28 protein-coding genes and 1 pseudogene are annotated in these 25938 nt (G+C 64.8%); 17 read left to right on the top strand and 12 right to left on the bottom strand.

The genetic code is table 11. The features are described from left to right. The first annotated feature begins 82 nt into the window (after positions 1 to 82). From V3C33_20345 to V3C33_20320, 6 genes are all read left to right on the top strand, one after another. Positions 83 to 412, top strand: coding sequence for a hypothetical protein (locus tag V3C33_20345; protein XAS67728.1), 330 nt, complete (start codon positions 83 to 85; stop codon positions 410 to 412). Then, positions 405 to 659 (top strand): hypothetical protein, encoded by a 255-nt coding sequence (locus V3C33_20340; GenBank protein ID XAS67727.1) that lies wholly within the window; start codon positions 405 to 407, stop codon positions 657 to 659. Before V3C33_20345 ends, V3C33_20340 begins: the two co-directional genes overlap by 8 nt. A gap of 295 nt (positions 660 to 954) precedes the next feature. Then, a protein-coding gene (locus V3C33_20335; GenBank protein ID XAS69810.1) for an IS5 family transposase occupies positions 955 to 1798 on the top strand; the annotation gives its coding sequence in 2 pieces (ribosomal slippage) (positions 955 to 1260 and positions 1262 to 1798; 843 coding nt in all). 1142 nt (positions 1799 to 2940) lie between these two features. Beyond that, positions 2941 to 3291: a hypothetical protein gene (locus V3C33_20330; GenBank protein XAS67726.1), complete on the top strand. Its 351-nt coding sequence runs from the start codon at positions 2941 to 2943 to the stop codon at positions 3289 to 3291. A 416-nt stretch (positions 3292 to 3707) separates the two neighbouring features. Continuing rightward, on the top strand, positions 3708 to 4226 hold the full coding sequence (locus V3C33_20325) for an SUMF1/EgtB/PvdO family nonheme iron enzyme (GenBank protein XAS67725.1): 519 nt from the start codon (positions 3708 to 3710) through the stop codon (positions 4224 to 4226). Positions 4227 to 4415: 189 nt separating this feature from the next. Then, the gene (locus tag V3C33_20320; protein ID XAS67724.1) at positions 4416 to 4625 is read left to right on the top strand and encodes a dodecin; all 210 of its coding nucleotides are present in this window, start codon (positions 4416 to 4418) and stop codon (positions 4623 to 4625) included. A gap of 96 nt (positions 4626 to 4721) precedes the next feature. On the opposite strand, the gene V3C33_20315 is transcribed toward V3C33_20320, so the two are convergent. The 3 genes from V3C33_20315 to V3C33_20305 all read right to left on the bottom strand — a co-directional run bounded on the left by V3C33_20315 (position 4722) and on the right by V3C33_20305 (position 7401). Beyond that, the gene (locus tag V3C33_20315; protein XAS69809.1) at positions 4722 to 5945 is read right to left on the bottom strand and encodes a beta-ketoacyl-[acyl-carrier-protein] synthase family protein; all 1224 of its coding nucleotides are present in this window, start codon (positions 5943 to 5945) and stop codon (positions 4722 to 4724) included. Positions 5946 to 6117: 172 nt separating this feature from the next. Continuing rightward, positions 6118 to 6303 (bottom strand): hypothetical protein, encoded by a 186-nt coding sequence (locus V3C33_20310; protein XAS67723.1) that lies wholly within the window; start codon positions 6301 to 6303, stop codon positions 6118 to 6120. Between the two features lie 126 nt (positions 6304 to 6429). Then, the gene (locus tag V3C33_20305; protein XAS67722.1) at positions 6430 to 7401 is read right to left on the bottom strand and encodes a helix-turn-helix transcriptional regulator; all 972 of its coding nucleotides are present in this window, start codon (positions 7399 to 7401) and stop codon (positions 6430 to 6432) included. Positions 7402 to 7605: 204 nt separating this feature from the next. On the opposite strand from V3C33_20305, the gene V3C33_20300 reads away from it, so the two are divergent. Genes V3C33_20300 through V3C33_20290 form a run of 3 tightly spaced genes read left to right on the top strand, consistent with a single transcriptional unit; the run spans position 7606 to position 10510 of the window. Then, on the top strand, positions 7606 to 8466 hold the full coding sequence (locus V3C33_20300) for an aldo/keto reductase (protein XAS67721.1): 861 nt from the start codon (positions 7606 to 7608) through the stop codon (positions 8464 to 8466). Positions 8467 to 8513: 47 nt separating this feature from the next. After that, positions 8514 to 9485, top strand: a complete 972-nt coding sequence (locus tag V3C33_20295; GenBank protein ID XAS67720.1) for an aldo/keto reductase — start codon at positions 8514 to 8516, stop codon at positions 9483 to 9485. A gap of 2 nt (positions 9486 to 9487) precedes the next feature. Beyond that, positions 9488 to 10510, top strand: coding sequence for an NAD-dependent epimerase/dehydratase family protein (locus V3C33_20290; protein ID XAS69808.1), 1023 nt, complete (start codon positions 9488 to 9490; stop codon positions 10508 to 10510). 172 nt (positions 10511 to 10682) lie between these two features. Here V3C33_20290 and V3C33_20285 read toward each other — a convergent pair whose 3' ends face one another. Further along, on the bottom strand, positions 10683 to 10829 hold the full coding sequence (locus V3C33_20285; protein ID XAS67719.1) for a hypothetical protein: 147 nt from the start codon (positions 10827 to 10829) through the stop codon (positions 10683 to 10685). A gap of 218 nt (positions 10830 to 11047) precedes the next feature. After that, the gene (locus tag V3C33_20280; protein ID XAS67718.1) at positions 11048 to 12460 is read right to left on the bottom strand and encodes a PLP-dependent aminotransferase family protein; all 1413 of its coding nucleotides are present in this window, start codon (positions 12458 to 12460) and stop codon (positions 11048 to 11050) included. On the opposite strand from V3C33_20280, the gene V3C33_20275 reads away from it, so the two are divergent. Beyond that, complete coding sequence (locus V3C33_20275) at positions 12459 to 13400, top strand: DMT family transporter (protein ID XAS67717.1); 942 nt, start codon at positions 12459 to 12461, stop codon at positions 13398 to 13400. The two genes, V3C33_20280 and V3C33_20275, sit on opposite strands and share 2 nt — an antisense overlap. 47 nt (positions 13401 to 13447) lie before the next feature. Further along, positions 13448 to 14098 (top strand): FMN-binding negative transcriptional regulator, encoded by a 651-nt coding sequence (locus tag V3C33_20270; GenBank protein XAS67716.1) that lies wholly within the window; start codon positions 13448 to 13450, stop codon positions 14096 to 14098. A gap of 250 nt (positions 14099 to 14348) precedes the next feature. Here the strand turns inward: V3C33_20270 and V3C33_20265 are convergent. Further along, positions 14349 to 14529 (bottom strand): annotated as a pseudogene (locus V3C33_20265) (IS30 family transposase). Positions 14530 to 14677: 148 nt separating this feature from the next. Here V3C33_20265 and V3C33_20260 point away from each other — a divergent pair. Beyond that, positions 14678 to 14914, top strand: coding sequence for a hypothetical protein (locus tag V3C33_20260; GenBank protein XAS67715.1), 237 nt, complete (start codon positions 14678 to 14680; stop codon positions 14912 to 14914). Between the two features lie 53 nt (positions 14915 to 14967). Here the strand turns inward: V3C33_20260 and V3C33_20255 are convergent, their stop codons facing one another. After that, entirely contained in the window at positions 14968 to 15705 is a 738-nt protein-coding gene (locus V3C33_20255) for a CDP-alcohol phosphatidyltransferase family protein (GenBank protein XAS67714.1), read from the bottom strand. Positions 15706 to 15932: 227 nt separating this feature from the next. Between V3C33_20255 and V3C33_20250 the strand changes: the two genes are divergently transcribed. The 4 genes from V3C33_20250 to V3C33_20235 all read left to right on the top strand — a co-directional run bounded on the left by V3C33_20250 (position 15933) and on the right by V3C33_20235 (position 19838). After that, positions 15933 to 16763: an aldo/keto reductase gene (locus tag V3C33_20250; protein ID XAS67713.1), complete on the top strand. Its 831-nt coding sequence runs from the start codon at positions 15933 to 15935 to the stop codon at positions 16761 to 16763. 133 nt (positions 16764 to 16896) lie between these two features. Beyond that, positions 16897 to 17163: a GlsB/YeaQ/YmgE family stress response membrane protein gene (locus V3C33_20245; protein XAS67712.1), complete on the top strand. Its 267-nt coding sequence runs from the start codon at positions 16897 to 16899 to the stop codon at positions 17161 to 17163. Between the two features lie 107 nt (positions 17164 to 17270). Then, the gene (locus V3C33_20240; protein XAS67711.1) at positions 17271 to 17738 is read left to right on the top strand and encodes a hypothetical protein; all 468 of its coding nucleotides are present in this window, start codon (positions 17271 to 17273) and stop codon (positions 17736 to 17738) included. A gap of 90 nt (positions 17739 to 17828) precedes the next feature. Beyond that, positions 17829 to 19838 carry an HNH endonuclease signature motif containing protein gene (locus V3C33_20235; protein ID XAS67710.1) on the top strand — a complete coding sequence of 670 codons (2010 nt, stop codon included), beginning with the start codon at positions 17829 to 17831 and terminating at the stop codon, positions 19836 to 19838. A 9-nt stretch (positions 19839 to 19847) separates the two neighbouring features. Here V3C33_20235 and V3C33_20230 read toward each other — a convergent pair whose 3' ends face one another. Next, positions 19848 to 20696 carry a putative protein N(5)-glutamine methyltransferase gene (locus tag V3C33_20230; GenBank protein XAS67709.1) on the bottom strand — a complete coding sequence of 283 codons (849 nt, stop codon included), beginning with the start codon at positions 20694 to 20696 and terminating at the stop codon, positions 19848 to 19850. Positions 20697 to 20892: 196 nt separating this feature from the next. Between V3C33_20230 and V3C33_20225 the strand changes: the two genes are divergently transcribed. Further along, complete coding sequence (locus tag V3C33_20225) at positions 20893 to 22011, top strand: beta-propeller fold lactonase family protein (protein ID XAS67708.1); 1119 nt, start codon at positions 20893 to 20895, stop codon at positions 22009 to 22011. A gap of 47 nt (positions 22012 to 22058) precedes the next feature. Here the strand turns inward: V3C33_20225 and phnE are convergent, their stop codons facing one another. The 4 genes from phnE to V3C33_20205 all read right to left on the bottom strand — a co-directional run bounded on the left by phnE (position 22059) and on the right by V3C33_20205 (position 25910). Next, on the bottom strand, positions 22059 to 22895 hold the full coding sequence (gene phnE, locus V3C33_20220) for a phosphonate ABC transporter, permease protein PhnE (protein XAS67707.1): 837 nt from the start codon (positions 22893 to 22895) through the stop codon (positions 22059 to 22061). After that, positions 22892 to 23656 carry an ATP-binding cassette domain-containing protein gene (locus V3C33_20215; GenBank protein ID XAS67706.1) on the bottom strand — a complete coding sequence of 255 codons (765 nt, stop codon included), beginning with the start codon at positions 23654 to 23656 and terminating at the stop codon, positions 22892 to 22894. The genes phnE and V3C33_20215 overlap by 4 nt, the downstream gene beginning before the upstream one ends. Next, positions 23653 to 24570, bottom strand: coding sequence for a phosphate/phosphite/phosphonate ABC transporter substrate-binding protein (locus V3C33_20210; GenBank protein XAS67705.1), 918 nt, complete (start codon positions 24568 to 24570; stop codon positions 23653 to 23655). The genes V3C33_20215 and V3C33_20210 overlap by 4 nt, the downstream gene beginning before the upstream one ends. 77 nt (positions 24571 to 24647) lie before the next feature. After that, a complete protein-coding gene (locus tag V3C33_20205; protein ID XAS67704.1) occupies positions 24648 to 25910 on the bottom strand; it encodes a TIGR03364 family FAD-dependent oxidoreductase in 1263 nt (420 codons plus the stop codon). Positions 25911 to 25938: the final 28 nt, after the last annotated feature.

Raw genomic sequence — 25938 nt, 5'->3', positions numbered from 1 at the left:
CAATGGCGAATGTCATGCAAGAGTGCACCATCAGTTGGCGGCGGTTACACCGAAACCCCGTCCGGACGCTCAGGGGGAAGCATTGAAAACTCGAAAAGTCGGCGCGATCGGCATTTGTGCGGCAATGGCATTGGTAGCGGCACCGGCGATGCCCGCGCAGGCGGCAGTCACGAGCGTCAACGGCACGCTCAGCTGCCCCGTGGGTCAGGTCGTGTGGGTATCCGTGACGACTCGGTACAGCGCACAGGCCCTCTTCTACTCCGGCACCGCCCTGCGCTCCAAGGACTTGGGCGGCTATACCCATTCCTTCAACTACGGAACCAGGACAGTCAACTGGAGGGTGGACAGCAGTGGAGACATCGACACGGCGGGCGACTGGTGCGGAGGGAACGTGAACCGCCCAAGTGAATGAATCCATCCAGGCCGAGGTCGCGCGCACACTCAGCGCAATTCCAGTTCGTGCATCTCGCCAAATGACCGCCGTCGAGTATCAGTTTCGGGTGAGCGAGATCCTCAATCTTTTTGACATCGATGCAGTGGCCGACGAAAAGGGCATGCATTTCGGGGGCGAGGGCGTTGAGCTGGAAGATCAGCCTTTGCTCTGGGCCATTCACATACTCGTTGGGAGGCGATTCGGCATCCCGCAAGCTCTACAGTAGCCCCACAGTAGGGGTCCTTCGGGTCTAGTGTCGCGTTTCTGAAGTTGTGGGACGGTTGACTTTCGCGAGGATCTGTTCCTGGGTCTTGGTCCAGACGAAGGGGTGGCATCGGTCGTTCCAGCCGGTGATGAATTGGCGGGTCTTGGCGTTGAGGCCACTGACGGACTCCCGCGATGCTGGCTGGTCCGCTAGGGCGTGTCTCCTAATGCTGGGGGTGGCTTGTTGGCAAAATTGAGTGGTGAGTTCGCGTTATGCCTTGTTGTCCGATGCCCAGTGGGAGTTCATTGCCCCGTTGATGCCTGATTCCTCGGGGAAACCCGGGCGGCCGTTCAATGACCACCGGTTGATGACAGAGGGCATCATTTACCGCTACCGGGCAGGTATTCCATGGCGGGATCTCCCTTCCCCTTTCGGGTCGTGGAAGACCGTATGGAAGCACCACCGCCGCAACAGCGCCAGCGGGATCTGGGACAGGGTACTGGCTGCGTTGTTGACCCGTGCCGACGCGCAAGGGCTGATCAACCGGGAGGTGTCGGTGGACTCCACGGTGAACCGTGCCCACCAGCACGGCACGAACCTTCCCCGCCACACAGGGGGACCTCTCGAATTACAGGAATCTGCTTGATGAGCCGGATGATCATGCCATCGGACGCTCCCGCGGCGGCCTGACAACCAAGATCCATGCCCTGGTTGACGGCAACATGCGCCCCTTGGTCCTGCTCCTGGGGCCCGGTCAGGGCGGGGACTCGCCCATGTTTGAAAACCTCATGGATGCCCTGAAAGTCGAACGGGAAGGTCCCGGACGGCCCCGCAGCCGCCCGGACCGGGCCATGGCTGACAAAGCCTACTCATCCAAAGCGATCCGGAGCTACCTGCGCGGGCGGGACATTGAATGCGTCATCCCAGAAAAGGACGACCAGAAAGCCAACCGGAAACGCAAAGGCTCCTCCGGCGGCCGGCCCGTCACCTACGACAAGGACGCTTACAAGCGCCGCAATGTCGTCGAACGCAGTTTCAACACCCTCAAGCAATGGCGCTCCCTGGCCACCCGCTACGACAAACTGGCCCTCACCCACCGCTCAGCGGCCGTTCTGCACACCGTCATCATCTGGAGCGCACTATTAGGAGACACGCCCTAGGGCCGGCAGACCGGCTTTCCACCTGCTTGCACGCCCGTTTGGAATGATGCGACTGTCAACTCAAAATGGCGCTTGAATCGCAGGTTTGAATGGCGAATGCCACTCTAACCGTGCGGCGCCTCGCCTCCGCCGGCCGCTGCGGGCGTGCTGAGGGTATGCGCGCAGCTGGACAAGGGGCTTCCCTGACCTTGAGCGCTTGCGCCGTCTCCGGATTTCAGATCGCTCTCCAGGCCGTTGTTGCCAGCTGGAGGCGGAAATGCATTCAGATTGCCCCGGCGACGATCGGCGCTATGGCTTTCAGATACACTCGCGGATATTGCCGATACATTTACTGAAGGGGCTCCATGCTGAACTACTTTCGCGAAGCGTCAGAGGTACGAAATGCGACGCCCGGCCGGCGCATCTATAACCATGTCTCTGCTGCCCTACTGATCGCAGTAGGGGTCTGTGTCTTTGCCGCCGTCGTACCTGCATGGATTTTCCTCGCCGTTGCCGTCGCCATGTGGCCGCTAGACGCTTTCCTGATCAGAAAGTGGATCAACGAAGACGCGCTCAGAGCGTGTCGAGCCGACCACGCTGGCTGATTTCCCGCCAGGAACGAATGCTCATACGTGATCGCGATGTCCTGCTCTCCGGTGGCAGAGCGGTGGCCAGGGTCATTTGAAGGGGTCCAGCCATGACGGATCAGCGGCTTCTCCGAGCCCTGCGCCGCCGCGACGGAGGGGAAGCCCTTCGTGAGATGGACGGCCCTGCTGTGAGCCAGCGTCCGGGTAACAGCCGCCAGCGCGTCCTGCGACCCGTACGAAGTGAGATCAAAGAATGCGTTTCGTTTAGCAGGCGAATACCCAGGTCTGGTGAGCGTTGTTGAATGAGTAGTCTTCCAACGATCCGCATGAAGCATTGTCCGCCACCTGGCTCATCAGCGAGCGGGGCTTCATACGCGGAGGCCTGCCGGGCCGACAGGCTGGCCGGTGAAGAGCAGCCGGTCAGGACCGGCCTCCAAACTGGCCTGAGCCCAGAACATCAAGCCGGTTGCCATTTCGACAACACACGTATTGATCGCCACTTTCCAGGCGTGACAACGAGAATTCCGGAGCGGTTGCAGCACAGACATGCCAGGGCCCACGCAGTATCCTGAGTGCATGACTGCACTTGATCTTGCTGCCCTGCGCCGCCTCGCCGAGAACGGTAACGAGGATGCCGCGAACCGGCTGGCCGAGCTTGCTGCCGAGCGTGGTGACTTGGAGGAACTGCGACTCCTGGTCGATGAGGGTAACGAGGATGCTGCGAACCGGCTGGCCGAGCTTGCTGCCCAGCGTGGTGACTTGGAGGAACTGCGACTCCTGGTCGATGAGGGCAACGAGGAAGCCGCGAACCGGCTGGCTGAGCTTGCTGCCCAGCGTGGTGACGTCGAGGAACTGAAACGCCTGGTCGATGAGGGCAACGACGTAGCCGCAACCTTGCTGACAAAGCTCATTCGCGACACCAATTAGCGCCAAGGCGGTTCGCCCGGAGCTGCCACGCCTGACAACGAACGGCGCATAGCCCAGCGGATGAACCCCCGCCAGATCATCGAGCTGAACGCCAGTCATGCTTCGCTCGCCTCCCAGCCAGGCCCGGTCACCGACCTGATCGACCAAGCCGCCCGCGAGCTCACCGTCCCCTGACAACAAATTGGCGGGGCCGTGCACAAAGCCCCCACGCATGCCCGCTGACCCGTAAAACGCTATCGATGCCCGGCTTGGACATCGTTCAGGACGGAATGGCCCCGCAATCACGGCGTTTAGTGAGTGGGACTAAAGATATCGACCGTTTGTGACCGCTCAACCTTGTGGGAGGCTGGGGACATGGCTTTGAATCTGCTGACCTCACGCTGCCCGAGTCGGATCGCCGAGAGTACGCACGACACATGAAAGCGATCGGTTTCCGGCTGGTCACGATTCCCGCTGGCACGGTTGAGCTGCGCGATGCGCGGTCCGGTTCCTCTCGCGAAGTCACGCTGCGTCCCTTCAAGATCGGGCAGACTCAGGTCACGTGGGCCGATTGGGGCAGAGGGTTCGATGATGCTGATACACCGGGCCCGTCACCGAAAGCTCCGGCACATCCGGTCACCTGGTTCGACGCGGTGCAGTGGTGCAACGAGGCGTCGGCCACAGCCGGGCTCAGACCGGCCTACCAGCTCCGTGGACGGGAGTTCACCTGGGACGTCAGCGCCGATGGCTTCCGGCTGCCGACGGAGGCCGAGTGGGAGTGGTCCTGCCGTGCAGGGACGCGCGACCCAACGTACGGGGCACTCTCGGACATCGCTTGGACCGCATCCGATCAGGTTGCCGGACCCCAGGACGTTGCACGTCGGGTTCAGGGTGGCCCGCGGGCCTGTGGGCGAGCCTGGCGCGCAAGCCGCACAAGGCTGGTCGGTGGCAGCTGATCGGCGAAGAGCCGAAATCCGTGGACCCCTTCCGATAGGGTGGACGCCGCTCCGGGGTTGAGCCGAGCAGTGATGCTGTCGCTGTCACCGAGAGATCAGGGCTCCTGCCCCTAGTCCCCACGCGCTCCGTCCGATAATCTGCAGGGACGGCCCGCAGCCGGGTATCGAAGGCGATCACGAGGAGCGAAGTTGTCCAATCACACGTACAGCATTTCTGAAATTGTCGGCACCTCGGAAGAAGGCGTGGACGCGGCCGTCCGTAACGGCATCGCCGAGGCGTCCAAGACCCTGCGCAACCTGGACTGGTTCGAGGTCAAGGAAATCCGCGGGCACCTCAAGGACGGTCAGGTTGCCGACTGGCAGGTGACCATCAAGCTCGGGTTCCGTCTGGAACGCTAATTCCGATTTCCGGAACGACGATGGCGGCGGACGCTTCCGCCGTCGTCGTCCGTCTTGGGTCCGCGGTGCTCAGCCCTGGGTAGCGAACCTCGGTAGCTAACTGGCAGCCGTGATCACCAGGGACGTGCTGTGGCCGCCGAATCCGAAGGCGTTGGCCATGCCCGCGGCCCTGGCAACGCCGTGAGTTGTCTCAGTGACGATGTTGAGGCCAATTTCCGGATCGAGATTCTCAATATTCCGTGTTCCGGGGATGGAGCCGGATCGGAGCGCCTGCAGGGTGACGATGGCGCCGAGGGCCCCCGCCCCGCCCAACAGGTGCCCGGTAAGTGACTTCGTTGACGTTACTTGCACCTGATTGCCCACCACGGCGTTGATGGCGTGGGCCTCCAGCCGATCCCCCACCGGGGTGGACGTCGCGTGGGCATGCACAAATCCGACGTCCTGCCCGGTGAGGTCTGCGGCCGCGAGCGCTTTCTGCATCACGCGGCGCTGTATTGCAGGATCGGCCGCCACGATGTCCACGGCGTCGGACATTACGGCACTGCCCGCGATGATTCCCAGGATCTTTGCGCCGCGCGCCCGCGCATGTTCCTCGCTTTCAAGAACCATGATGCCTGCGCCCTCGGCCATCACAAACCCGTCCCGGTCCCGGTCGAAGGGCCGCGATGCTGCCTGCGGTTCCTGGTTGCGGGTGGACAGCGCCCGGATCTGCGAAAAGCCGCTGATCGTCAGTCCGTTCACACAGGAGTCCACACCGCCTGCGATGACAACGTCAGCGGCTCCCAGCCGAATCATGTCGGCTGCCTGCGCGATCGCTTCGGCGCCGGAGGCACACGCGCTCACGGGCGTCCGCGCACCGCCTCGCGCGCCGACGTCGATGGAGACCCAGGCCGAAGGGGCGTTGACCATGATCCTCGTGAGGGTGTGGGGCGAAACGCGGCGGGATCCGCTGCCATCCAGTGTCCGGGTCTGTGCCACGGCGGTGTCCAGCCCGCCGTAGCCGGAGCCAATTACGACGGCGAGTCGCTCCGGGTCCATCTCCGGACGCCCGGACTGCGCCCATGCCTCCCGGGCGGCGATTAGGGCCAGCTGCGCGGGGCGGTCCATCCTCTTTATCTCCGGTGTGGTGAGCGCCGAGGTCAAGTCCAGCGAGACGCGGCCTGCCATGCGGACCGGCAGTTCCTGCGCCCAGCTTTCTTCGAGCAGGGCGATTCCGGAGTGGCCGGCCAGCAGCGCCGACCAGGTCTCCCCGGCTGTTGCCCCGACTGGGGTGACGGCCCCCAGACCGGTGACGACAACTGCGGGTACGACTCCGGACACTAAAACCACGCTCCCGAATTTCCGTTGGGCCTGCGGCGGTCCGGCATCGGCCCGTCGCGGGTACTTCTGCAGAAACCCTTCCATGGATTGGCCTCTGGTCCGAACGCCCGCGTTTTGTGACCTGCTGGCACGGCTTTCACGTCCCATGGGCATCATTTCGCGGGAAGGGGCGCTAGCCTTCCGTTCGGCGGCGCCACACCGTCGGCGTTCCGTTGTGAGTCGGAAAAACATGCCCTTCGAAGAAGGTCTGGACCGCATGCGGTTCGGCGTCCGGGCTCCAGAGTCCTGACGCGGGGCAATGGGATCCGGTGGTCCCGGCGGGCGAAACCCGCTCTCTCAGTAATGCGATGCGTTTCATCGTTGAATCTCATCCTTGGTGTCGAAGAAAAGGTCTTCAACAAGCCTAGGGAAAAGTGCCTGTCGGCCCAATGTTCGACTGGCCAGAATCGCCCCCCTCGGCTGGGCACCAGCACAGGCCGGGACCTCAGGGACGTTCGCTGCCCTGCACCCCGGTGGCGGGGGAAGCGGTGGACGCATCGGCGGCGTCCGCCGGGGCGGAAACAGAGCCACGAGCCCGTGGTGCGCCGGGGCTGGGAGCCCCACCCGCCGTCGAGCGCGATTCCGGCAAGCCAAAGCTGCTCAGCAGCGTCAGCGCATCGGCCGACGGCGATCCCGGTTTAGCGGAGTACACCCGCAGCATCTGGTCCGGATCGTCCGGCAGGACAAGGTTTTCGAAGTTCAGTTCCAGATCCCCGACGGCGGGGTGATGGAGGCGCACGCTGCCAGCGGACCGCGTGCCTATCCTGTGCCCTACCCACCACTGCCGGAAATGCTCGCTGTGCACGGCGAGCTCCCCCACCAGCTGGTTGGCCTGGGCGTCGTTGGGGTGCCTGCCCACATCAACGCGCAGAGCGCCCGCGGCCTCTGCTGCCACAGTTTTCCAGTCACGGAAGAGCTCCCGCGCAACCGGATCGAGGATGAGCCAGCGGGTCAGGTTCCGCTTCCCCGCAGGCAGCCCGGGGAAGTCGGCAAAGAGCAGGAATGCCATGCGGTTGCCGGCCAGCACATCGGTGCGGCGGCCAAGCACCAGTGCCGGGATGTCCCCGACGGCGTCAAGGAGCTGGCGCAGCGCCGGCCGCACGCCCTGTACCGGAACGGGCGAACGGGCCGACTCCGCGCAGTGCTCCAGCAGATCCATCATGTGCGCCTGCTCGCCGGAATCGAGCCGCAGCGCGCGGGCCACCGAGTCGAGCACCGCACGCGAGGGGTGGATATTCCGCCCTTGCTCCAGCCTGGTGTAGTAATCAGTGCTGACGTCTGCCAGCCGCGCGACCTCCTCGCGGCGGAGCCCGGGAACCCGCCGCGCACCGGCTGTTTCGGCAACCCCGGCATCCTCCGGCCTCAGCCGGGACCGCATTGCCTTCAGGAATTTTCCAAACTCGGCGCTCTGACCCATGCCATCCATTGTGCCCCTCTGACCGGCGCCTTTCTACAACGAAGGTAGGTCTGCCAGTCCTAGGAAAATCACGAACAGCCACAACTACTGACTCTGCCGGCGAAAGTGCATAGGCTCAATGCAGAGCCTGCTGAAAGCGGTTTCCGCCGCGGCCCATTCATACACAGCCCCATCCGCACGAGACGCACCCGAGGAGCGCCACCAATGTCCCAGTCATCCGAAACCTCCACGCAGCCGCTTGAGATCCCCGGGCTGACCCTCAACAACGGCGTCGTCATCCCGCAGCTCGGCTTCGGCGTATTCCAGGTCCCGCCGGAAGAAACCCAGCGGATCGTGGAGGACGCACTCGAGGCCGGCTACCGCCACATCGATACGGCCGCCGCCTACCGCAACGAGGCCGGGGTGGGAGCCGCGATCGCCGCCGCCGGAATCCCGCGCGAGGAACTGTTTATCACCACCAAGCTGCGCAACGGCGAGCATGGCCAGGCCCAGGAAGCATTCCAGAACAGCCGGAAGGCATTGGGGCTCGACTATGTTGACCTCTACCTGATCCACTGGCCGGTGCCGTCGCAGGGACTTTTCACCGACGCGTGGAAGGCAATGGAACGGCTGTACGCAAACAACCAGATCCGGGCGATCGGCGTCTCCAATTTCCTGGCGGACCATCTGGACACCCTGCTGGCAGCCGCGGAAACCGTGCCCGCCGTCAACCAGATCGAGCTGCACCCAAGCTTCCAGCAGGCCGAACTGGCAGCCAAGGGCCGCTCGCACGGAATCGCCGTGGAGGCCTACAGCCCGCTGGGCCAGGGCGGCGACCTCAACGGCAATGCCGTCACCGCCGTTGCCGCCGCTCACAACGCCACCACTGCGCAGGTTGTCCTCGCCTGGCACCTCGCGGCGGGAACCATCGTCATCCCCAAGTCCGCCGATTCCACGCGCATGCGGGAGAACCTCGCCGCTGCATCCCTCACGCTGACGGCCGCCGAACTGGACTCCGTCACGGCGCTGGAGTCCCGTGCCCGCGTGGGTGCTGACCCCGCCGTCGCGGCATTCACCCAGCTCTAAACCAGCCAAATCAAACCGCTTCAATCGAGCCAAAGGACCACACCACCATGCAGTACACCCATCTGGGCCGCTCCGGCCTGAAAGTCTCACGCCTGTGCCTTGGCACCATGAACTTCGGCCCGCAGACCGAGGAAACCGACGCGCATTCCATCATGGATTCGGCGCAGGAATCCGGTATCAACTTCTTCGACACCGCCAATGTATACGGCGGCACCGAGCACCGCGGCTGGACCGAGGAAATCCTGGGCCGCTGGTTCGCCAAGGGCGGCGAGCGCCGCGAACGCACCGTGCTGGCCACCAAGCTCTACGGCGGAATGACGGACCGTCCCAATGAATCCAAGCTCTCAGCGCTGAATATCCGCCGTGCCCTCGATGCCAGCCTCAAGCGCCTGCAGACGGACTACATCGACATCTACCAGTTCCACCACGTGGACCGGAATACGCCGTGGGACGAGATCTGGCAGGCCATCGACGTCGCTGTCCAGCAGGGCAAAATCCTATACTCCGGGAGCAGTAACTTCGCCGGCTGGCACATCGCCCAGGCCCAGGAGGCCGCCGCCCGCCGCAACTACAACGGCCTGGTAAGCGAGCAGTCCATCTATAACCTGCTCACCCGCAACGTTGAGCTGGAGGTCATCCCGGCTGCGCAGCAGTACGGCCTTGGCCTCATCCCCTGGTCGCCGCTGCACGGCGGCCTGCTGGGAGGCGTGCTGAAGAAGGATCGCGAGGGCGTACGCCGTGCGGAGGGACGCGCGCTTGAAACCCTCAAGACCCATCAGGACCAGATCCAACAGTACGAGGACTTCGCCGACGAACTGGGCCAAGAGCCCGGCGATGTTGCCCTCGCCTGGCTGCTCCATCAGCCTGCGGTGACCGCACCGATCGTGGGGCCGCGCACCCAGGGACAGCTCGACGCCGCCATCCGGGCTCTTGATGTCACGCTGGACACCGATGCGCTCAAGCGCCTCGACCACATCTTCCCGGGGCACCGCACCGCGCCGGAAGACTATGCCTGGTGACAATGGTGAGTCCGGCAAGCGAGACCGTGGCGCCGCGGAACATCCTGTTCATCGGCGGAACCGGGGTGATCAGCGCGGCGGCGGCGGAGCACGCCGTCGCGCTTGGCCACCGCCTCACCATCCTCAACCGCGGAAAATCACCGGACCGTCCGGCGCCTGAGGGTGCCGAGGTGCTGCACGCGGACGTCCGCGATGCCGGCGCGGTCCGTGAGGTGCTTCGCGGAAGGGAGTTCGACGCCGTCGCGGACTTTATCTCGTTCACTCGGGAACACGCTGCGGCCGGGATCGAGCAGTTCCGCGGCCGGACGGGGCAGTATGTATTTATCAGTTCCGCGTCGGCGTATCAGAAGCCGCCTGCGCGGCTCCCCATTCTGGAATCCACTCCCCTGCGCAACCCGTTCTGGCAGTACTCGCGGGACAAGATCGCGTGTGAGGATCTGCTGTTCAGGGCGTACCGGGACGAGAACTTTCCGGTCACTGTGGTGCGTCCCTCGCATACCTATGACCGCAGCAGGATTGCCCTGCTGGGCGGCTGGACGGACATCCACAGGATGCGGTGCGGGCTGCCTGTACTCGTTCATGGTGACGGTACATCCTTGTGGACGCTGACGCACAGCCGTGATTTCGCCAAGGCGTTTGTTGGCCTGCTGGGCCGTCCGCAGGCGGTGGGCGAGAGCTACACCATCACCTCGGACGAGTACCTGCCGTGGGACCAGGTGTACCGGCTCTTTGCCCGAGCTGCCGGCGTTCCCGGGCCGGAACTGGTCCACGTCGCCTCGGAGACCATCGCCGCCCACGATCCGTCCCGAGGCCCTGGGCTGCTTGGGGACAGGGCGCACTCGGTGGTGTTCGACAACACCAAGATCAAGTCGCTGGTGCCGGGGTTCAATGCGTCGATTCCGTTCTCGGACGGGGCCAGGGAGATTGTGCAATGGCACGACGCTCACCCTGGGCTGCAGGTGGTTGATCAGGGGTTTATGGACCTGAGCGATCAGCTGATCGGGTGGGCTCGGCGGGCGGTTTAGCTCTGGGCTTCGCCGCGGCCGGCGGGCTGGCAGCCTTCACGGTATCGGGCGGCGGGGCGGTCCTGGCGGCAGGGCGGTCAGGGCAGGGAATCCTTCTGACCTAAGATGCTCCGGCAGGAGGCTGTACTGCCAGTCGTGCTCGGCCGCGGTAGCGTGGTCGGCGGCAGCTTGGTCACCGGGTGGCAGCCGCATGGGCAACCAGCGCTATGGCGCGTGCCTGGGATATCGAGATCTCGCCGCGGGTCCAGGCCCGCGCAGCTTCAATGGCGTCACGGGCCCTGCTGTCCTCAGGCCGCTGCTCCTCAAAATGATGCAGCACGTGCTCGGCGCAGTCGGCCGCCCAAAGCGCCCAACAGCTGGTGGTCCGGATCCTCCCATGCCATGCCTCACATGGTACCGAGGCCGTCATGTGTGGCGCCGGGATAGGTGAATTCCAAGGGTGGTTGCAACGCTCACGGATAATCCCTGAGCCTAACCTGCCGAAGGCCCTGGTCCAGATCTATCCGGACCAGGGCCTTCGGCGTCTCTGCCCAGTTTCTAGAGGCTGTTGCGTTGGATTGACTGGCCGATGATGCGCGCACCTTCCGGGAACGCGCCAGGGTTCGGTCCCGCGTAATTGAGTCGGATGAACGGGCCCGCAGGTTCGGCCGGGAACCATTCGGTGCCAGCGGCGATGATGACCCCAGCACTCTCGCAGTCGCGGGTCAGCCGTTCGAGGTCGGTCCCGTCGGGCAGACGTACCCAGAGGTTCAGTCCTCCCTTTGGAATGTGGCTGATGTGGGCCTGGGGGGCGTGCTCGCGCAGGCTCGTGACGAGAAGGTCGCGGCGTGATTGGAGCTGGTGGCGGAGGCTGCGCATATGCGTCTGCCAGGCAGGCTGTGTGACGACATCGAGTGCTGCGGCCTGGAGAAGGCCGCTGACATACATCGATTCGGCTCCGCGGTCGGCAAGGATGCGTTCACGCGCCGGGCCGCGGGCGATGACCGCTGCAACGCGGATGGCCGGGGATACGCTCTTCGTCAGCGAGCGAAGGTAGACGACGTGGCCGGAATCGTCGCGCGCGCCAACGGGGGCAGGCGTTGTGGTGATACCGAAGTCGTGCGCCCAGTCGTCTTCAACGAGGAACGCGCTGTGCTCGCGCACGACGGCCAGGACTTGTTCGGCCCGCCGGGCGGGCCATTGCGCTCCAGTGGGGTTCGCATAGCTCGGTTGTGCATAAAACATCCGTGCACCGGTCTCCTCGAAGGCTCGGGCCAACTCTTCCGGGTCGGGTCCGTCGGGCCCGCTGGGCACCGGGATGACGCGGACGCCGGCTTGCGCTGCAGCCAGGATGGCTCCCCAGTATGTCGGGGATTCCATGAGCAGGGGCTGCCCGCTGCCGACCAGTGCCCTGAATATGGAGCCGAGTCCGCTCTGGCTTCCCGGCAGCACGATCACGTCACTCGGTGTTGGCGGGGCGACCCCAACCGGGGTCGAGGTGCCGAGTTCGTGCGCGAACCAGGACTGCAATTCGGGAAGTCCCGCTGCAGGTGGACGAGACAAGGCTGCTTCGCCCCGGGCTGCCCGGGTCAGTGCCGCACGCACCAAGCGCTCTGGCAGGAGTTCCCGGTCCGGATAGCCGGAGTGGAACGCGATGAAATCGTTCGATACGCTGCGCATCGCGGTGGAGGCCGAGCGAAGAGGCGCCTGTGGTGAACGCAGTGCCGCCGTCTGCCAGCCGTAGTCCGACGGGCGCGCGGTCCGGACGGCCCGGACGAATGTCCCGACGCCGGGTCGGCTCTCGATCAGGCCCTGCGCAGTGAGGGCCTGAAGGGCCTTCTGCACCGTCACTGGGCTGGCCTGGTACTCGGCAACCAGAGAGCGCGTGGACGGCAGCCGGGATCCCGGCGCGGCCCCGGCGATCCATTCCCTGAGTCGCGCCGCAATACGGGAACTGCTATCGTTATTCATGAGAGACAATAGTAGCGCTACTACGCTTATTCGCCCAGTGATACCGTCCCGTTCAGCCACCGGCCTGTGGTGGGGCCTCCTTGGAGTAGCGGCGTTCTCGTTCACTGTTCCCTTCACTCGTGTGGCAGTCGGGGGCCTGTCGCCCTTGTTCATCGGGTCGGCCCGTGCGGTCGTAGCGACAGTTCTCGCCGCATTCGCCCTCGCTCTCACCCGGCAGCGCCTTCCTCAAGGCGCACAGTGGGCGCGGCTCGCAGTGGTCGCCGGAGGGATCGTTGTCGGCTTCCCGCTGCTCACCTCGTTCGCGCTTACTACCGCGCCCGCCAGTCACGGTGCCGTCGTCATCGCACTGCTCCCTGCCGCGACGGCAACGGCGGCAGTGCTCCGCGGCCGCGAGCATCCACCGGTAGCTTTCTGGATCGTGACAGGCGTGGGCGCGCTGGCGGCGATCACTTTCGCCTTCGCGCAGTCCGGTGGTTTCGGGCAGCTGCACTGGGCGGACCTGCTGCTCCTCGGCGCTGTCGTTGCCGCGGCCATCGGATACGCGGAAGGTGGCCTGCTTGCACGCGAGCTCGGTGCGTGGCAGACCGTGTCCTGGGCACTCGTCCTCGCATCGCCCCTGATGGTCTTCCTGACAGCGCTCTCCATGGCTCAGCAGCCACTGTCAGGCACGCCGGTCCAGTGGGCCGCCTTTGCCTACCTCGGCCTCGTCAGCATGTTCCTCGGTTTCTTCGCCTGGTACCGCGGCCTTGCCATCGGCCCCATGGCCCAGGTCAGCCAGATCCAACTCATCCAGCCCGTGCTGAGCATCTGCTGGGCCGGACTCCTGCTGGGTGAGGCCCTGACCTGGACCACCATCATCGGCGGCCTCGCCGTCATCCTATGCGCCGGCATCGCGGTTCGCGTGCGACTCAACCCGCCGCCCGCGACACGGAATCCCTGACGATTCACGGACCACGAAGATCCTTCATCCAAGAAAGGAAGAGCCCCATGTACATCCCAGCGCACTTCGCAGCCGGCCCCGACGCAATCCATGACCTCCTCACCCGGGCAGCCGCAGCCAATCTGGTCACCATGACCTCGCAGGGCCTGCTCGCCACCCTCCTGCCCTTCATCTACGATCCCTTGATAGGTGACCACGGCGCACTGCACGGACACCTCGCCCGAAACAACGCCCAGTGGTCGGAACCCGCGACCGGAGAATCACTCGTCATCATCCAAGGTGCGGACGCCTACGTCTCGCCCTCCTGGTACGCATCGAAGGCCGAACACGGACGCGTCGTACCGACCTGGAACTACTCCACAGCCCATGTCTACGGCAATCTCGTCCTCCACGACGACGCGGCCTGGCTCGGCAATCACGTCAGGCGGCTGACCGATCTCAACGAAGCCCATTCAGATCGGCCCTGGACCGTGGAGGATGCACCGGAGCGCTATATCTCCGGCCAGCTACGCGCCATCGTGGGCGTCGAACTACTCATCACAAGGATCGAAGCGAAGACCAAACTCAGCCAGAACCGACCCGACACCGATATCGACGGCGTCGTGGCAGGACTTGCTGCCCGAGGGCAAGCAGAGAGCGCCGCCGACGTAGAGCGAACAAGAAGAGAAAATTCAGATCGGGACCCCGGCCGCGCATAGGACGTCGGAGCTATCCGGACGTTCCTGTGAGTATTTCGGACGTCCGGGGAGCTTCAAGTGCTCCGGCCCCGGGGCAATAGCTTGACGGTAGATTGTGTGAGCCTGATTGGCATCCGCAATAAGCCAAGGGACTCCGGTGTTTGACCACCTCCGGACGAAATTTGGCCAGTCGCTCGGCCAGTGTTTCCCAGCCGAGCGATTTGCGGGGCCGGTTGGTGAGCCGTTGTACAGCGTCTTGGAGATCGGCCAGACTATGGAGGGAAAGGTTCGATCCTTTGGGAGGTATTGGCGGAGCAGGCCGTTGGTGTTCTCGTTGGAGCCTCGCTGCCAAGGACTGGCTGGATCGCAAAAGTACACGGCCATCCCGGTGGCCCGGCTGATGTCCTTGTGCCTCGCCAGTTCAAACCTTGGTCCCACGTCAGAGATCTCCGGTGAACCTCCCGTGAAATTGTCGACGAGGACCGCTCCAAGGCGCGGGCTATGGTTCTGATGCCCTGCTTGTTCTCCAGCATGGTGAAAATCGTGATGCGTTCTTGAAGATCCAGGAAGCGGGATCCGGCGGGGCCGGGGAGACGTGGCATGAGCAATTCTCTCGGTCGCCGCCCCGCCCGGGACCTAAGCCCGGCCCGCGGGTCCTTGGGTTTCCCAGCCCTCCAGACCCGGCCGGTCCGTTCGCGGACGCCGACGATAGCGCATGCCCTGTTGTTGCTCACGCCTTGGCTGATCAGCTCGAAGTACTTCTGCCGTTCGGCGGTCAGTTTCACCGACCCCTGGCCTGTCCTGTCGCTGCGGATCTCGAACATCAAACACTCCTGAAAGCATCAGGTGTTGCGAAGATCCCTAGAACTCACGGACAGGGATGCTTCGCGTCAATTCGAGACTGCAGTCTCGGCCGGCAGCGCGGCACGTGTCCGGTGGAGCCGCTCAAGCTCCTGGACGTCGCGGAGGAAAGACCACACAAGTGTCGCGAGAGCCACAGCGGCGGCCGCCATCCCTGCCGTGGCGGGGACGCCGGGCGTCAAAGCAAGCAGCAATGCGAAGGGCTGGAAGGCGCCGATGATTTTCCGGATCCGGCTCTCTTGAAGGGGACCGCGCAGCGCGGGCCGGAACCAGCCGGCGGCAACAAACACGTAGCGCATGAGGCCGGTGGCGAGCGTCCAAGGACCGACTGTTGCCGCCGTTGCGAATGACAGAACCAGCACAAGCGCCGCGTCAGTCTCCGAGTCAAGGCTGGCACCGGCGGGCGAGGCGCATCCGGTCCACCGCGCCACTTTCCCGTCCACGGCATCGAGCAGGAAGGCCGCCGTGCCGAGCAGGACAAGAAGCGGCTCAGGGGTCCGCCCGCCGAGCAGGCCCGGCACAATGAGGGTCGCGCAACAAGCCACGACGACGGCCCGGACCAGCGTGACCCGGTCCGCCGGTGTGGACAACCTGGGTTTCCGCCGCAGTATTGATGCAGCTGCTTGCCCGATTATCGCGGCCCCTGCAGACACAGCCAGATAGGGGTGCTCGTCGGCAGGCAGGGAGACGCCCGAAAGCCAGATTCCGGCCGCGAGAAAAGCCGCCATGGCGGTCGCCACGTCGGCCGCAGCCCGACGTCCGGTCATGTCTTCTTCCATAAGCCACCTCGCGCTTATCGTAACAACAACGCGATCAGGGTCCCTGCGCGTGTTCCCGCACCTTGCAGACCACCAAAGGAAACCGCTTACCAAAAACCCTTTACCCGGGCTCGGGCGAAGCAGCCGGACCACATGTCCGGACCAGCCAGTGCCTCAATGGAATACCAGGCCAGGACCCTCCTGACAATGCTCGGCAGGTAGGAAAGACTGTTCCCATGACACTTTCACCGCTGATCGAACTCAACGACGGCCAGAGCATTCCGCAGATCGGTCTCGGCACCTGGCCGCTCAACGACGAAGAGGTCAGTGCCGCCGTCGTACATGCAGTCGAGGCCGGGTACCGGCACATCGATACGGCCGTGAAATACGGCAACGAAGCGGGCGTGGGCAACGGCATCCGCGCCAGCGGTTTGGACCGTACGGAACTGTTCATCACCACCAAACTGGACGGCGAATTCCAGGGCGCGGACAGAGCCGTGAAAGGGCTTGAAGGGTCGCTGAGGCGTCTTGGTCTGGAGTACGTGGACCTGCTCCTGATTCATTGGCCGCTCCCCCATCGCAATGAATTCATCTCGACGTGGAAGACCTTCGAAGGGCTTCAGGCAGACGGGAAAGTCACCTCAATCGGCGTTTCCAACTTCAAGCCTGCGCATCTGGAGCGGCTTCTGACGGCGTGTGAAATATCGCCTGCGGTCAACCAGATCCAACTCAGCCCGTCCATCGCCCGTACAGCGGCCCGTGCCTACAACCAGGGGCACGGGATCACCACGGAATCCTGGAGTCCGCTCGGAGCGGGCAGCGAACTCCTGGCTGCTCCGGTGCTCGCCCGGATCGCCGGGAAACACGGTAAAACTCCCGGCCAGGTGGTGCTGCGCTGGCACGTCCAGCAGGGTCTTGTTGCCATCCCGAAGTCGGCCAATCCGCAACGAATGAAGGAGAACATCAATGTCTTCGACTTCGCCTTGGACCAGGACGATCTTGCGGCCATGGCCACCCTTGATGAGGGGCCGGAAGCCGGTGTGGACTCGGACGTCAGGGGGCACTGACACGGGCCTCACAGGTTAGATTCCCTGCCCTGGAACTGGCTAAATTAAAGTAAGCATGATTAGTATTGGGGAGCGGGATGAAGCGCATCCGGGCTCCGGGTGCCTCCTGTAGAAAAGAAGAAGGAACGACACCATGGGTTTCTTTGCATTTCTGATTCTGGGCCTCATCGCTGGGGCAATCGCTAAGCTGATCCTGCCCGGCCGGCAGGGCGGCGGTATCCTCATCACACTGCTGCTCGGCGTTGTCGGAGCATTCCTCGGAGGCTGGATCGGCAGCGTCATTTTCAAAACAGGTCTGCAGGATTTCTTCTCGCTGACCACGTGGCTGCTGGCAATCGGCGGCGCCGTAATTGTGCTGCTGGTCTACGGCCTGGTCACTAAGAGGAGCATCCGCGGCTAACAGCGGAACTCGGCCAGAAACAGGTCCCGGGATTTTCCCCGGGGCCTGATTCTTTCCTCAAGGACCTTTCATCAAAGAACCTCTCATCAAAGAACAAGGAGTTCACCATGAAAGCAAAACTTCTTTTCGGCGCCGGGATTGCGGCAGGGTACGTTTTCGGATCGCGGTCCGGGCGGGCAGCGTACGACAAGCTCAAGGCCAGGGCCGCCGCGCTCTGGGAGAGCAAACCGGTCCAGGACAAGGTGGCTGCCGCCACGGAGGCGATCAAGGAGAAAGCTCCGGACGTTGCAGATCAACTGGGTGACGCCGCACGCCGGGCAAGCAGCGTCATCGGCTCCGCGATGCACCGTGACACTGATTCTCCAGGTGACGGCAAGACGAAAACGTCCGACGGCGGAACACCCCTGAGCGGTGGGATCCCCGCCCATAGCACTCACCCCGAGACAGTCAATCTGGGGACCACCGATGTCCGTTCCGACCCCGCCCTGAACGACCAGCAGGGCCAGGACTGGTCCGACGAGGGCGGCGCCACTCCGGCCGGAGCCGCCACCAACGTGGATCCTGAGAGGAAATAGCCGCACGGCGTGCGGTGGCTGCATCTACCCACTTGGACACCGCATTTCGACTGCGCTTATATTGTCGTACCTCCTTGCCATAGTTCTTATATGGACGCCATCGGGGAGCGGGTTGAGGTAGACACAAGGGGCCGGGCAGCACTGCCCGGCCCCGGTATCGCCCCTGCTGCGCGCGAGCGGGGATTGCGGAGGGTTCCCTCGGTTCTTCGTGCTCCGGGTTCTCAGGACGCCGGCGGTGCGGGCACTTCTGCGTCCGGCGCCGGGGCTGTGCGTCCCGAGGTTGCAGCGTCCGGCGGCGGGGCCTTCGCGGGCAGTACATCCGACGGTCTGGACAGTTCGCTGTCGCTGTTGAGGGGTGTGGGTTCGACGGCGCCCGGTGACCTTGCGCGGGCGGGTTTCGGTGACGCCGCGGACTTCGCCGGCCGCGTCGAGGAGCTCTCCCGGACGGTGGAGTACCTGCAGCTCCTCGCGGCTGGTGCGGTGGACCGGACCCGGAAGGAAGCAGCCAACGCGGCGCCGGGATCCGCGGCGGGCTGGACCACAGGCTGGGGGAACCAGACAGCCGTGGGCAGCCCTGCTCCTGTTCCGTCCGATGACGGCTGCCGGAACACCGCCGAGTTCCTGCGCGTCCGGCTGCGGATCAGCATCGCCGAAGCCAGGCGCCGCCTCGCGTTGGCCGGTACCATCCTGCCCCGCACCGGGCTCGCCGGCCAGCCCATGCCGGCCGAACGCGAAGAACTCGCCGCAGCCATCGCAGTCGCCTCCGTGTCCTCCCGCGCCGGAACCATCATCACCATGGCCCTGGACCGCGTCCGGCACCTCACCGGCCCGGACACCGCCACCGCTATGGAACACAACCTCACCAGCACCGCGATCAACAATGACACCGACTTCCTGACCCGGATCGCCAAAACCTGGACAGACTTCATCGACGCCAACGGCGCCGAACCCTCCGAAGAAGAGCTCCGCCACCGCCAGGGCGCATTCATCCGCCACCCCCGCCGCGGACTCCACCACCTCGAAATCTTCGCCACCCAGGACCAGTTCGAACACCTCCTCACCGTCATGAACGCGGCCACCAACCCCCGCACCCGCCCAATCCACGAGGCCGACACAGGCAGCGGCGCAGTTCAGGACCCGGACACAGGCAGCGGCGAGGAAACAAACACAAGCGCCGGGACGGATGCAGACGCGGACGCGGCAACAGACACCCGCGCCCGCGCAGCAGCCACCGCAGAAGCTTCAGGCACGGGTGCAGTCACCGCGGTCGTCGTGGATGCCGACGGGAATGACCTGCCGGCACCCGGCAGTATCGAGGTCACCCTGGACCGCAGGACCCGCCCGCAGAAACTCCTCGACGGCCTCATCAGCGCCTGCAAGGCAGCCCTCACCACCGGCAACCTCCCCACCGCCGGCGGCTTCCGCCCCCAGGTCACGGCTACCATCAGCTACCAGGACCTCCTCACCCGCCTCCACCATGCCAGCGAACAAGGACCCCGCTACACCCGCACCGGCACGGGCGCTGCTACCGGCACGGGCTCCGGCGCCAGATTCGACTCCACACCCGGCACACCCGGCACCGGCGGACCGTGGGCAGACACCGGCACTGCGCCCACCGGCAGCCCCGCACAAGATACTCCCGGACCCCGGCCCGGCGGCGGCGGCGCGGGACCCGGGACAGATACCGGGACGTTCACCTTCACCGGCCCCGTCACCGCCTCCACCATCCGCCAGCTCGCCTGCGACGCCGACATCATCCCCGTCCTCCTCGGCAGCGCAGGCCGTGTCATGGACATCGGCCACACCTCCCGCATTTTCCCGCCCCACATCCGCAAGGCCATCACCGCCCGCGACCAAGGCTGCGCCTTCCCCAACTGCACCATGCCGGCACCCTGGACCGAAGCCCACCACATCATCTACTGGTCCCACGGCGGCACCACCGGCACCGACAATGGAACCCTCCTCTGCAGCCACCACCACCACCTCATCCACAAAGAACAATGGACCATCCAGATCCAAAACGGCATCCCCTGGTTCATCCCCCCACGCCACATCGACCCCCACCAAAAACCACAACGCAATAACACCTTCAGGACATAAAATGCAGGTTCAGGCAGCAGCTGTCCCGATGACAACAGTTGCGTCCAACTCCTCGGAGCTGAGGATTCTCGCCGCGAGTCCGCTGCCAGCCACGATGTCCGCGGTCTGCGCGGCCTGCCGTTCGCTCGTCTCAATCAGCAGGTGGCCGCCCGGCGCCAGCCATTCCGGGGCCCCTGCCGCCACCCGCCGCTGAATATCGAGCCCGTCCAAACCGCCGTCCAGCGAAATCCGCGGTTCATGCAGTCGGGCTTCCTGCGGCATTGTCCAGATGGATGCCGTGGGAACGTAGGGGGCATTGACTACCAGCACATTTACGCAGCCGCGCAGAGATGCCGGAAGCGCATCGTACAGATCCCCCTCATGCACCTCCCCGCCGGCAGGAAGAATGTTCCGGCAGGCACACTCCACCGCATCCGGATCGATATCTGCTGCGTGGAGCTCAATTCCTTTCAGAATTGCGGCCAAGGCAGTGCCTACCGCACCTGTGCCGCAACAGAGGTCGACGACGACGGTTCCCGGCGCGCCGTCGTCGGACCCGTTTCTTAGCAGGGACGCGGTTGTGAGCAGAGATGCCTTCCTCAGCAGAGGCGCCGCCTCGGTGACGAGAATCTCCGTGCGGCGGCGAGGTACAAAAACGCCAGGGTCCACGATGATCCGCAGGCCGCTGAACTCTGCCCAGCCAAGTATGTGTTCCAGCGGGAATCCTGCGATCCGCCGGTCCACGGCAGTAGTGAGCTCTGCGGGAGTGGGCGCGGCGGCAAGTAGCAGGGCGGCCTCTTCTTCGGCGTAAACGCAGCCGGCGGCACGGAGCCGCGTGATGGTTTCGGAGAGGGAGGGCAGTAATTGGGGAGCTGACATAGGAGCGCCTTTCGGTGAGCCGATGGGCGCTCCTTGCCGCATCTAGGCCCGGCGGTCCGGACGGCAGAATGCGGGGAGAACCCAAACTGATAGTGCGTTGATGGGTCTCACCTCCTTCTGCTGCAGCTGGAAACTCCATGCTATCCGACACGTTGACCCAGATCCGCGAACGAACAATTCTTGGCAGGATGGGTCCATGACTTCTCCCGGCACAAGCACACTCATCTGGACCGGCTCCTACACCGCGGACAGCGGCGGCAGCGGCGCCGGGATCGGCGCGATTTCCGCAGCCACGGACGGAACGCTGACCTGGCTGGGCACAGCGGCGGTGACCGATTCGCCGTCGTTCGTGGCAGTACACCCTTCGCTCGCTGTTGTTTACGCCGTGGGTGAGCGCACCCAGACGGTGCAGGCATTCCGTCGCGCCGGAGAATTCGGGCTGGAAGCCTTTGGCAAGCCGTGGACCGCCGGGGAGGCTGCGTGCCATGTGGCCGTTGATCCCGTTGGCAGGTTCCTGGTGGTTGCGTGCTGGGGTGACGGCCAGGTGCTGCTCTTTGAACTGAACGACGACGGCGGCATCGCCGCGAGGTTCGCGGCGGAACCTGCCAGAGATCCCTACAAGTCACAGGCGCTCGGCGGCGGCGCGCCGGACCGCGGCTCATCCAACGGCGATACGACTGACGGCAAGTTGTCCGACGGTGGCCGCGCAAGCCGTGCACACGCCAGCCTGATGCTCGCCGACGGACGGGTGATGACCACTGATCTGGGGCACGATCTCCTGCGGGTCTGGAACTACGCCCCCGGGAAGGGCCTGGACCTGGATCACGAGGTTGTGCTCCCCGAGGGCAGCGGACCCCGGCACCTGGTGCAGCATGGCAACGGCAGCGTTTTTGTGGTGTCGGAGTATTCCATCCAGGTCTTTGTGGTCCGGCCAGCCGCCGACTCCGGAAATTTCCAGCTGATCAGCCACGGTCCGGCAACTTTGGGTGAAGCGCTGCCCTCCGATGCCGCCGCGGAGATAGCCCTGGCTCCTGACGGACGTCACATGTACGTGGGAGTCCGGGGCTCGAATCGAATCGGTGTGCTGGCTGTGGACGATATCGGCTCGTCCCTAAGCCCGCTGGCGGATTTCCCCAGCGGCGGGGACTGGCCCCGCCATCATCTGGTACGGAACAGCTGGCTGCACGTTGCCCATGAACGCTCCGGAGACGTGGTCACGTTCGCCCTGGACCCGGTGAGCGGTTTGCCTGGGTCGCCCGTGAACCGGCTCAGGACCGGATCACCGACGGCGCTTGTCCTGGCACAACCGAGTTGAGGAATCCGCCGCCAGGGGCCACGCTGCCAGGGGTCCGGCCGCCTTGCTCAGGCAGCCAGTCTCCGGCGGATCCAGGCGGAGAACTGATCCACCGCGATGACCAGCACCAGCACGATCATGATGTGCGTGAGCATGGCATCGAAGCGGAAGGACTTGATGGCCTGGTTGATCAGCAGGCCGATGCCGCCGGCCCCCACCAGCCCCAGCACGAGTGAAGATCGGACGTTGACGTCGAAGCGGTACAGCAGCAGCCCCACGAACTGCGGCACCACCATGGGAAGGGTGGCATTCGCCACCTGCTGGATCCGGTTGGCGCCGGCGATGCGCAGCGCCTCCTGAGGTCCGGCGTCGATCTCCTCCATGGACTCGGCCCAGAGTTTGCCCATCACCCCGGTGTTGTGGCAGATCAGCGCCAGCACACCGGCGAAGGGCCCGAGCCCCACGGCCGTCACGAAGATCAGCGCGAACACGATGTCCGGCACGGCGCGGAGGAAGGACAGTATGGACCTGGCGGCCTGGTACACCAGTCGGTGCGGGGTGATGGTGTTCGCGGCAAGTACGGCCAGCAGCAGCGCGAACGGCACGGACAGCGTGGTGCCCAGCAGGCCGATCCACAGGGTCACCAACGTAGCTTCAAGGCCGGGCTTGACCGTCTCCTCCCAATCCAGGTCCGGCGGGACTGCATCTGCCACGAACGCGGCCATGCCCTTCCAGCCGTCCACCAGCAGTGCGGGCTGGAAGTCCGTCCCTTGGACTGCAAGAACATGCAGAACGACGACGGCGGCAGTCAGTCCCGCCGTCGTGGCCCACCGCATGGGCTTCTTCAGGAGACGCGCATCCGGGCGGATTTCTACAGCGGGGCGGGAGAGGGTTCCGGGGCTCATGCTGCAAGGCTCCTGTGCGGCGCGTACAGCACGTCCAGTTGAGCGGGGCTGACCGCGCCCGAAGGGAGGTTGAACGCCATGGAGCCGTTGAGCAGCCCGATGGAACGGTCCGCATAACGCAGCGCGAGATCCGGCTGATGCAGTACTGCTGCAACGGCCAGGTTTTCGCTGTGCGCTAGGTTCCGGAGCAGTGCCATGACCTGTTCGGCTGCGTGCGGGTCAAGCGCGGAGACCGGCTCATCGGCCAGCACAATGTCCGCTCGCTGGCACAGCGCCCGGGCGACGGCGACGCGCTGCTGCTGGCCGCCGGACAGCCTGCCCACCCGGTCCAGGGCGCGGTCTGCGAGGCCCACGCGGTCCAGGCATTCCAGCGCTTCCTGCTGGATGGCACGCGGAAAGAACATCGGTGTGAGCGACTTCGCCGTGGGGATCCGCGCCAAGGCTCCGGCGCAGACGTTGTCCAGGGCAGAGCGCCGCGGCACCAGATGGATCTTCTGGAAGATCATTGCGGTCCGTTGGCTGGCTAGCTGGTGGTGGCGGCCTATCAGCTGTCCAAGGTCCTGGCCGTCGATGCTGATACTGCCGGCGTCGGGGCGCGCAATCCCCATAACGCAGCGGAGCGTGGTTGATTTTCCGGACCCGTTGGCGCCAAGGAAAGCCACCAGCTCGCCGGCGCGCACTTCAAAAGCGACTCCGTTGAGCACGGTCCGTCCGCCAAAGGACTTGCTCAATCCCCGGACGCTCAAGAGCGGCGGTGTCACTGGACATCCTCCTCGGACAGATTCATGGTCCTGGCAAGGTCAAAGAGGGGCGTGTAGTCCGCTTTGGTTACCGGCAGCAGGGGCCCCGGAGGCGTCACGTCAAGGAACTCGCCCACTTTGGCCACGTCTGCCGGATCAAGGCTGAGGAAAGCGTCCTTCACTGCCTCCTTGAAGGCCGGATCGGCGTCGCCGCGGACGGTGATGGGATCATTGGGGATGGGGTTGGAGGTCCAGATCCGGCGGAATCCGTCCTTGCTGAAGGTTCCGGCGGCCGTTGCGGTGGCCAGTGTCTGCGAATTGATCTCCGCGGCGTCAACCTTGCCGTTTTTCAAGGCAAGCAGTGCCTCCGGATGGCCGCCCGTGTAGTCCATCTTGAGGTCGGCGTCGGCGATTCCTGCTTCACGCAGCCCGAAGCGCGGCAGGACGTCGCCGGAGGTGGATCCCACGCTACCCAGCGCCAGGGACTTTTCCCGGAGTTCCCTGATGTCCCTGATGGGGCTGTCCTTGGCCACCCAGATGCCAGCCGTGTAGGTGCTGAGCTCCTTCTCGGCAGTGCCAAAGGACACCAGCGGCTCGGCTCCGGCCTTCTGGCTGGCGAAAACGTAGCCCAGTGGCCCGAACTGGCCCAGGTCCATCTTGCCGTTGCGCATCGCGAGCACCTCGGCCGCGTAGTCCTCCACCACCTGTACCTTGACCGGGCAGTCGAGCTTCTTTTCCAGCGCCGCGGCCAGGACGTCGTAGGCGGGCTTCAGTTTTGCCGGGTCCTCGTACGGTTCGATGCCGAACTTGATCTCGCCGCCGGGACATGTGCTGCTGTTGGCATTGGCGGCCGACTGGGCGTCGCCGCCGCAGGCAGTCAGGGCAAGAGCGGCGGCAACGGCCAGGGCTGAGCCGGTGAACAGCGTGGTTTTCATGGGATTCCTTGGGACGCGGTGGGAGGAAAAGGCCAGGGCGGGTCAGGTCAGGGGTGATCGGGTCAGGGCGGGGGTGATCAGAAAAGACGGGAGATGGTGCGGTGTGCAAGGCCGAAGGACAGCGTCATGCCTACGCCGGACGTCACCGAGATGACGGTGACGCCGGGTTGGATCTCGCGCTCCAGCACCGGGCCCACGTCGCTGGAGGCGTAGACGCCCTGCCAGCGCTGGATGATTTCGAGGTCCGTGCCGATCGTGGCGGCGATTTCCGCGTTGAGTGCTGCTGTAACGGGCTCATCCAGGAACGGCGCCGCAGTGCGGTGATAGTGGTGGGAGTCCCCCAGAATGAGGCTGCCGTCCGGCCGCTGCGTGAACATGACGTTCGCGCCGATGTCCAGCAGTTCAGGGCGGGTCTGTTCGACCTCGGCGCGGAGAGCAGCTGCTGCAGGCATCTCTGCAAAAGCAGGGTAGCGGAGCATTGATGTGGCCGTCAGGACTGCAGGAGCAAGATCCATGCCGGCCGGCCGCGCCGCAAGGGACATCTGCAGGGCGCAGCGCTCAATACGGTGTTCTGCCGCCAGTTCAGGGAAAAGGTAGTCCACATCGTGACCCACGCACACCAGGACCTGCCTGCCGTGGAACTCACCCCTGCCGGTGCTAACGGTTGCGTTGCCCGCAGGATCCTGACCGAATCCAAGAGCGGCGGTATTCCAATGGATTTCGACGCCTGGCTGTTCGGCCAGCCAGGCGGCCAGCTTGGCGGCCGTGGTCCTCGGGTCCACCCGCAGATCGTCACGCAGGAAAGCACCGCCCAGCAGGCCCGGCCAAGCGGGCGGGGCTGCAGAGCCGCTGGTTCCCGAGGATCCGGAGGTGGGGGATCCCGCGGAAGTGGTTCCGCCGTCGTGTATTCCGTTGTTGAGACGGCCACGGGTATCTTCCGCCGTAAGCAGCACAACCTGTCCGTCTTCGCGGGCAGCGGAAAGCTCCTGCAGCACGGCCAGCTCGGCAGCCGAACGGGCCAGGACAACGGCACCGGACTCCACAGCCCAGAAGCCTGCGCGCCGGGAAAACTCGAGCCAGTATTTCCGGGACAGCTGCGCGAGTAGGTAGAGCTCACCCGACTGGGCAGTGATGCAGCAGTGGCCGAAATTACGGACTGAAGCGCCCACCGCCCGGTGATCGCGCTCCAGGATGGTGACGGTGAGGCCGTTGGCCACGGCGTGCGCGGCATGCGCCAGGCCAACGATGCCCGCTCCGACGATGACAAGGTCAGAAGGTGCGACGCCGGTACTGGAGGTTGCGGCGGAGGGCCCGGATTCATGGGTGGATTGGTTCTTCACAATTTAGAGACTGGACGGTTTGGAAGCC

The sequence above is a fragment of the Micrococcaceae bacterium Sec5.7 genome (assembly GCA_039636785.1).
Taxonomy (GTDB): Bacteria; Actinomycetota; Actinomycetes; order Actinomycetales; family Micrococcaceae; genus Arthrobacter.
This window is presented reverse-complemented; position numbering and strand designations above follow the sequence as displayed.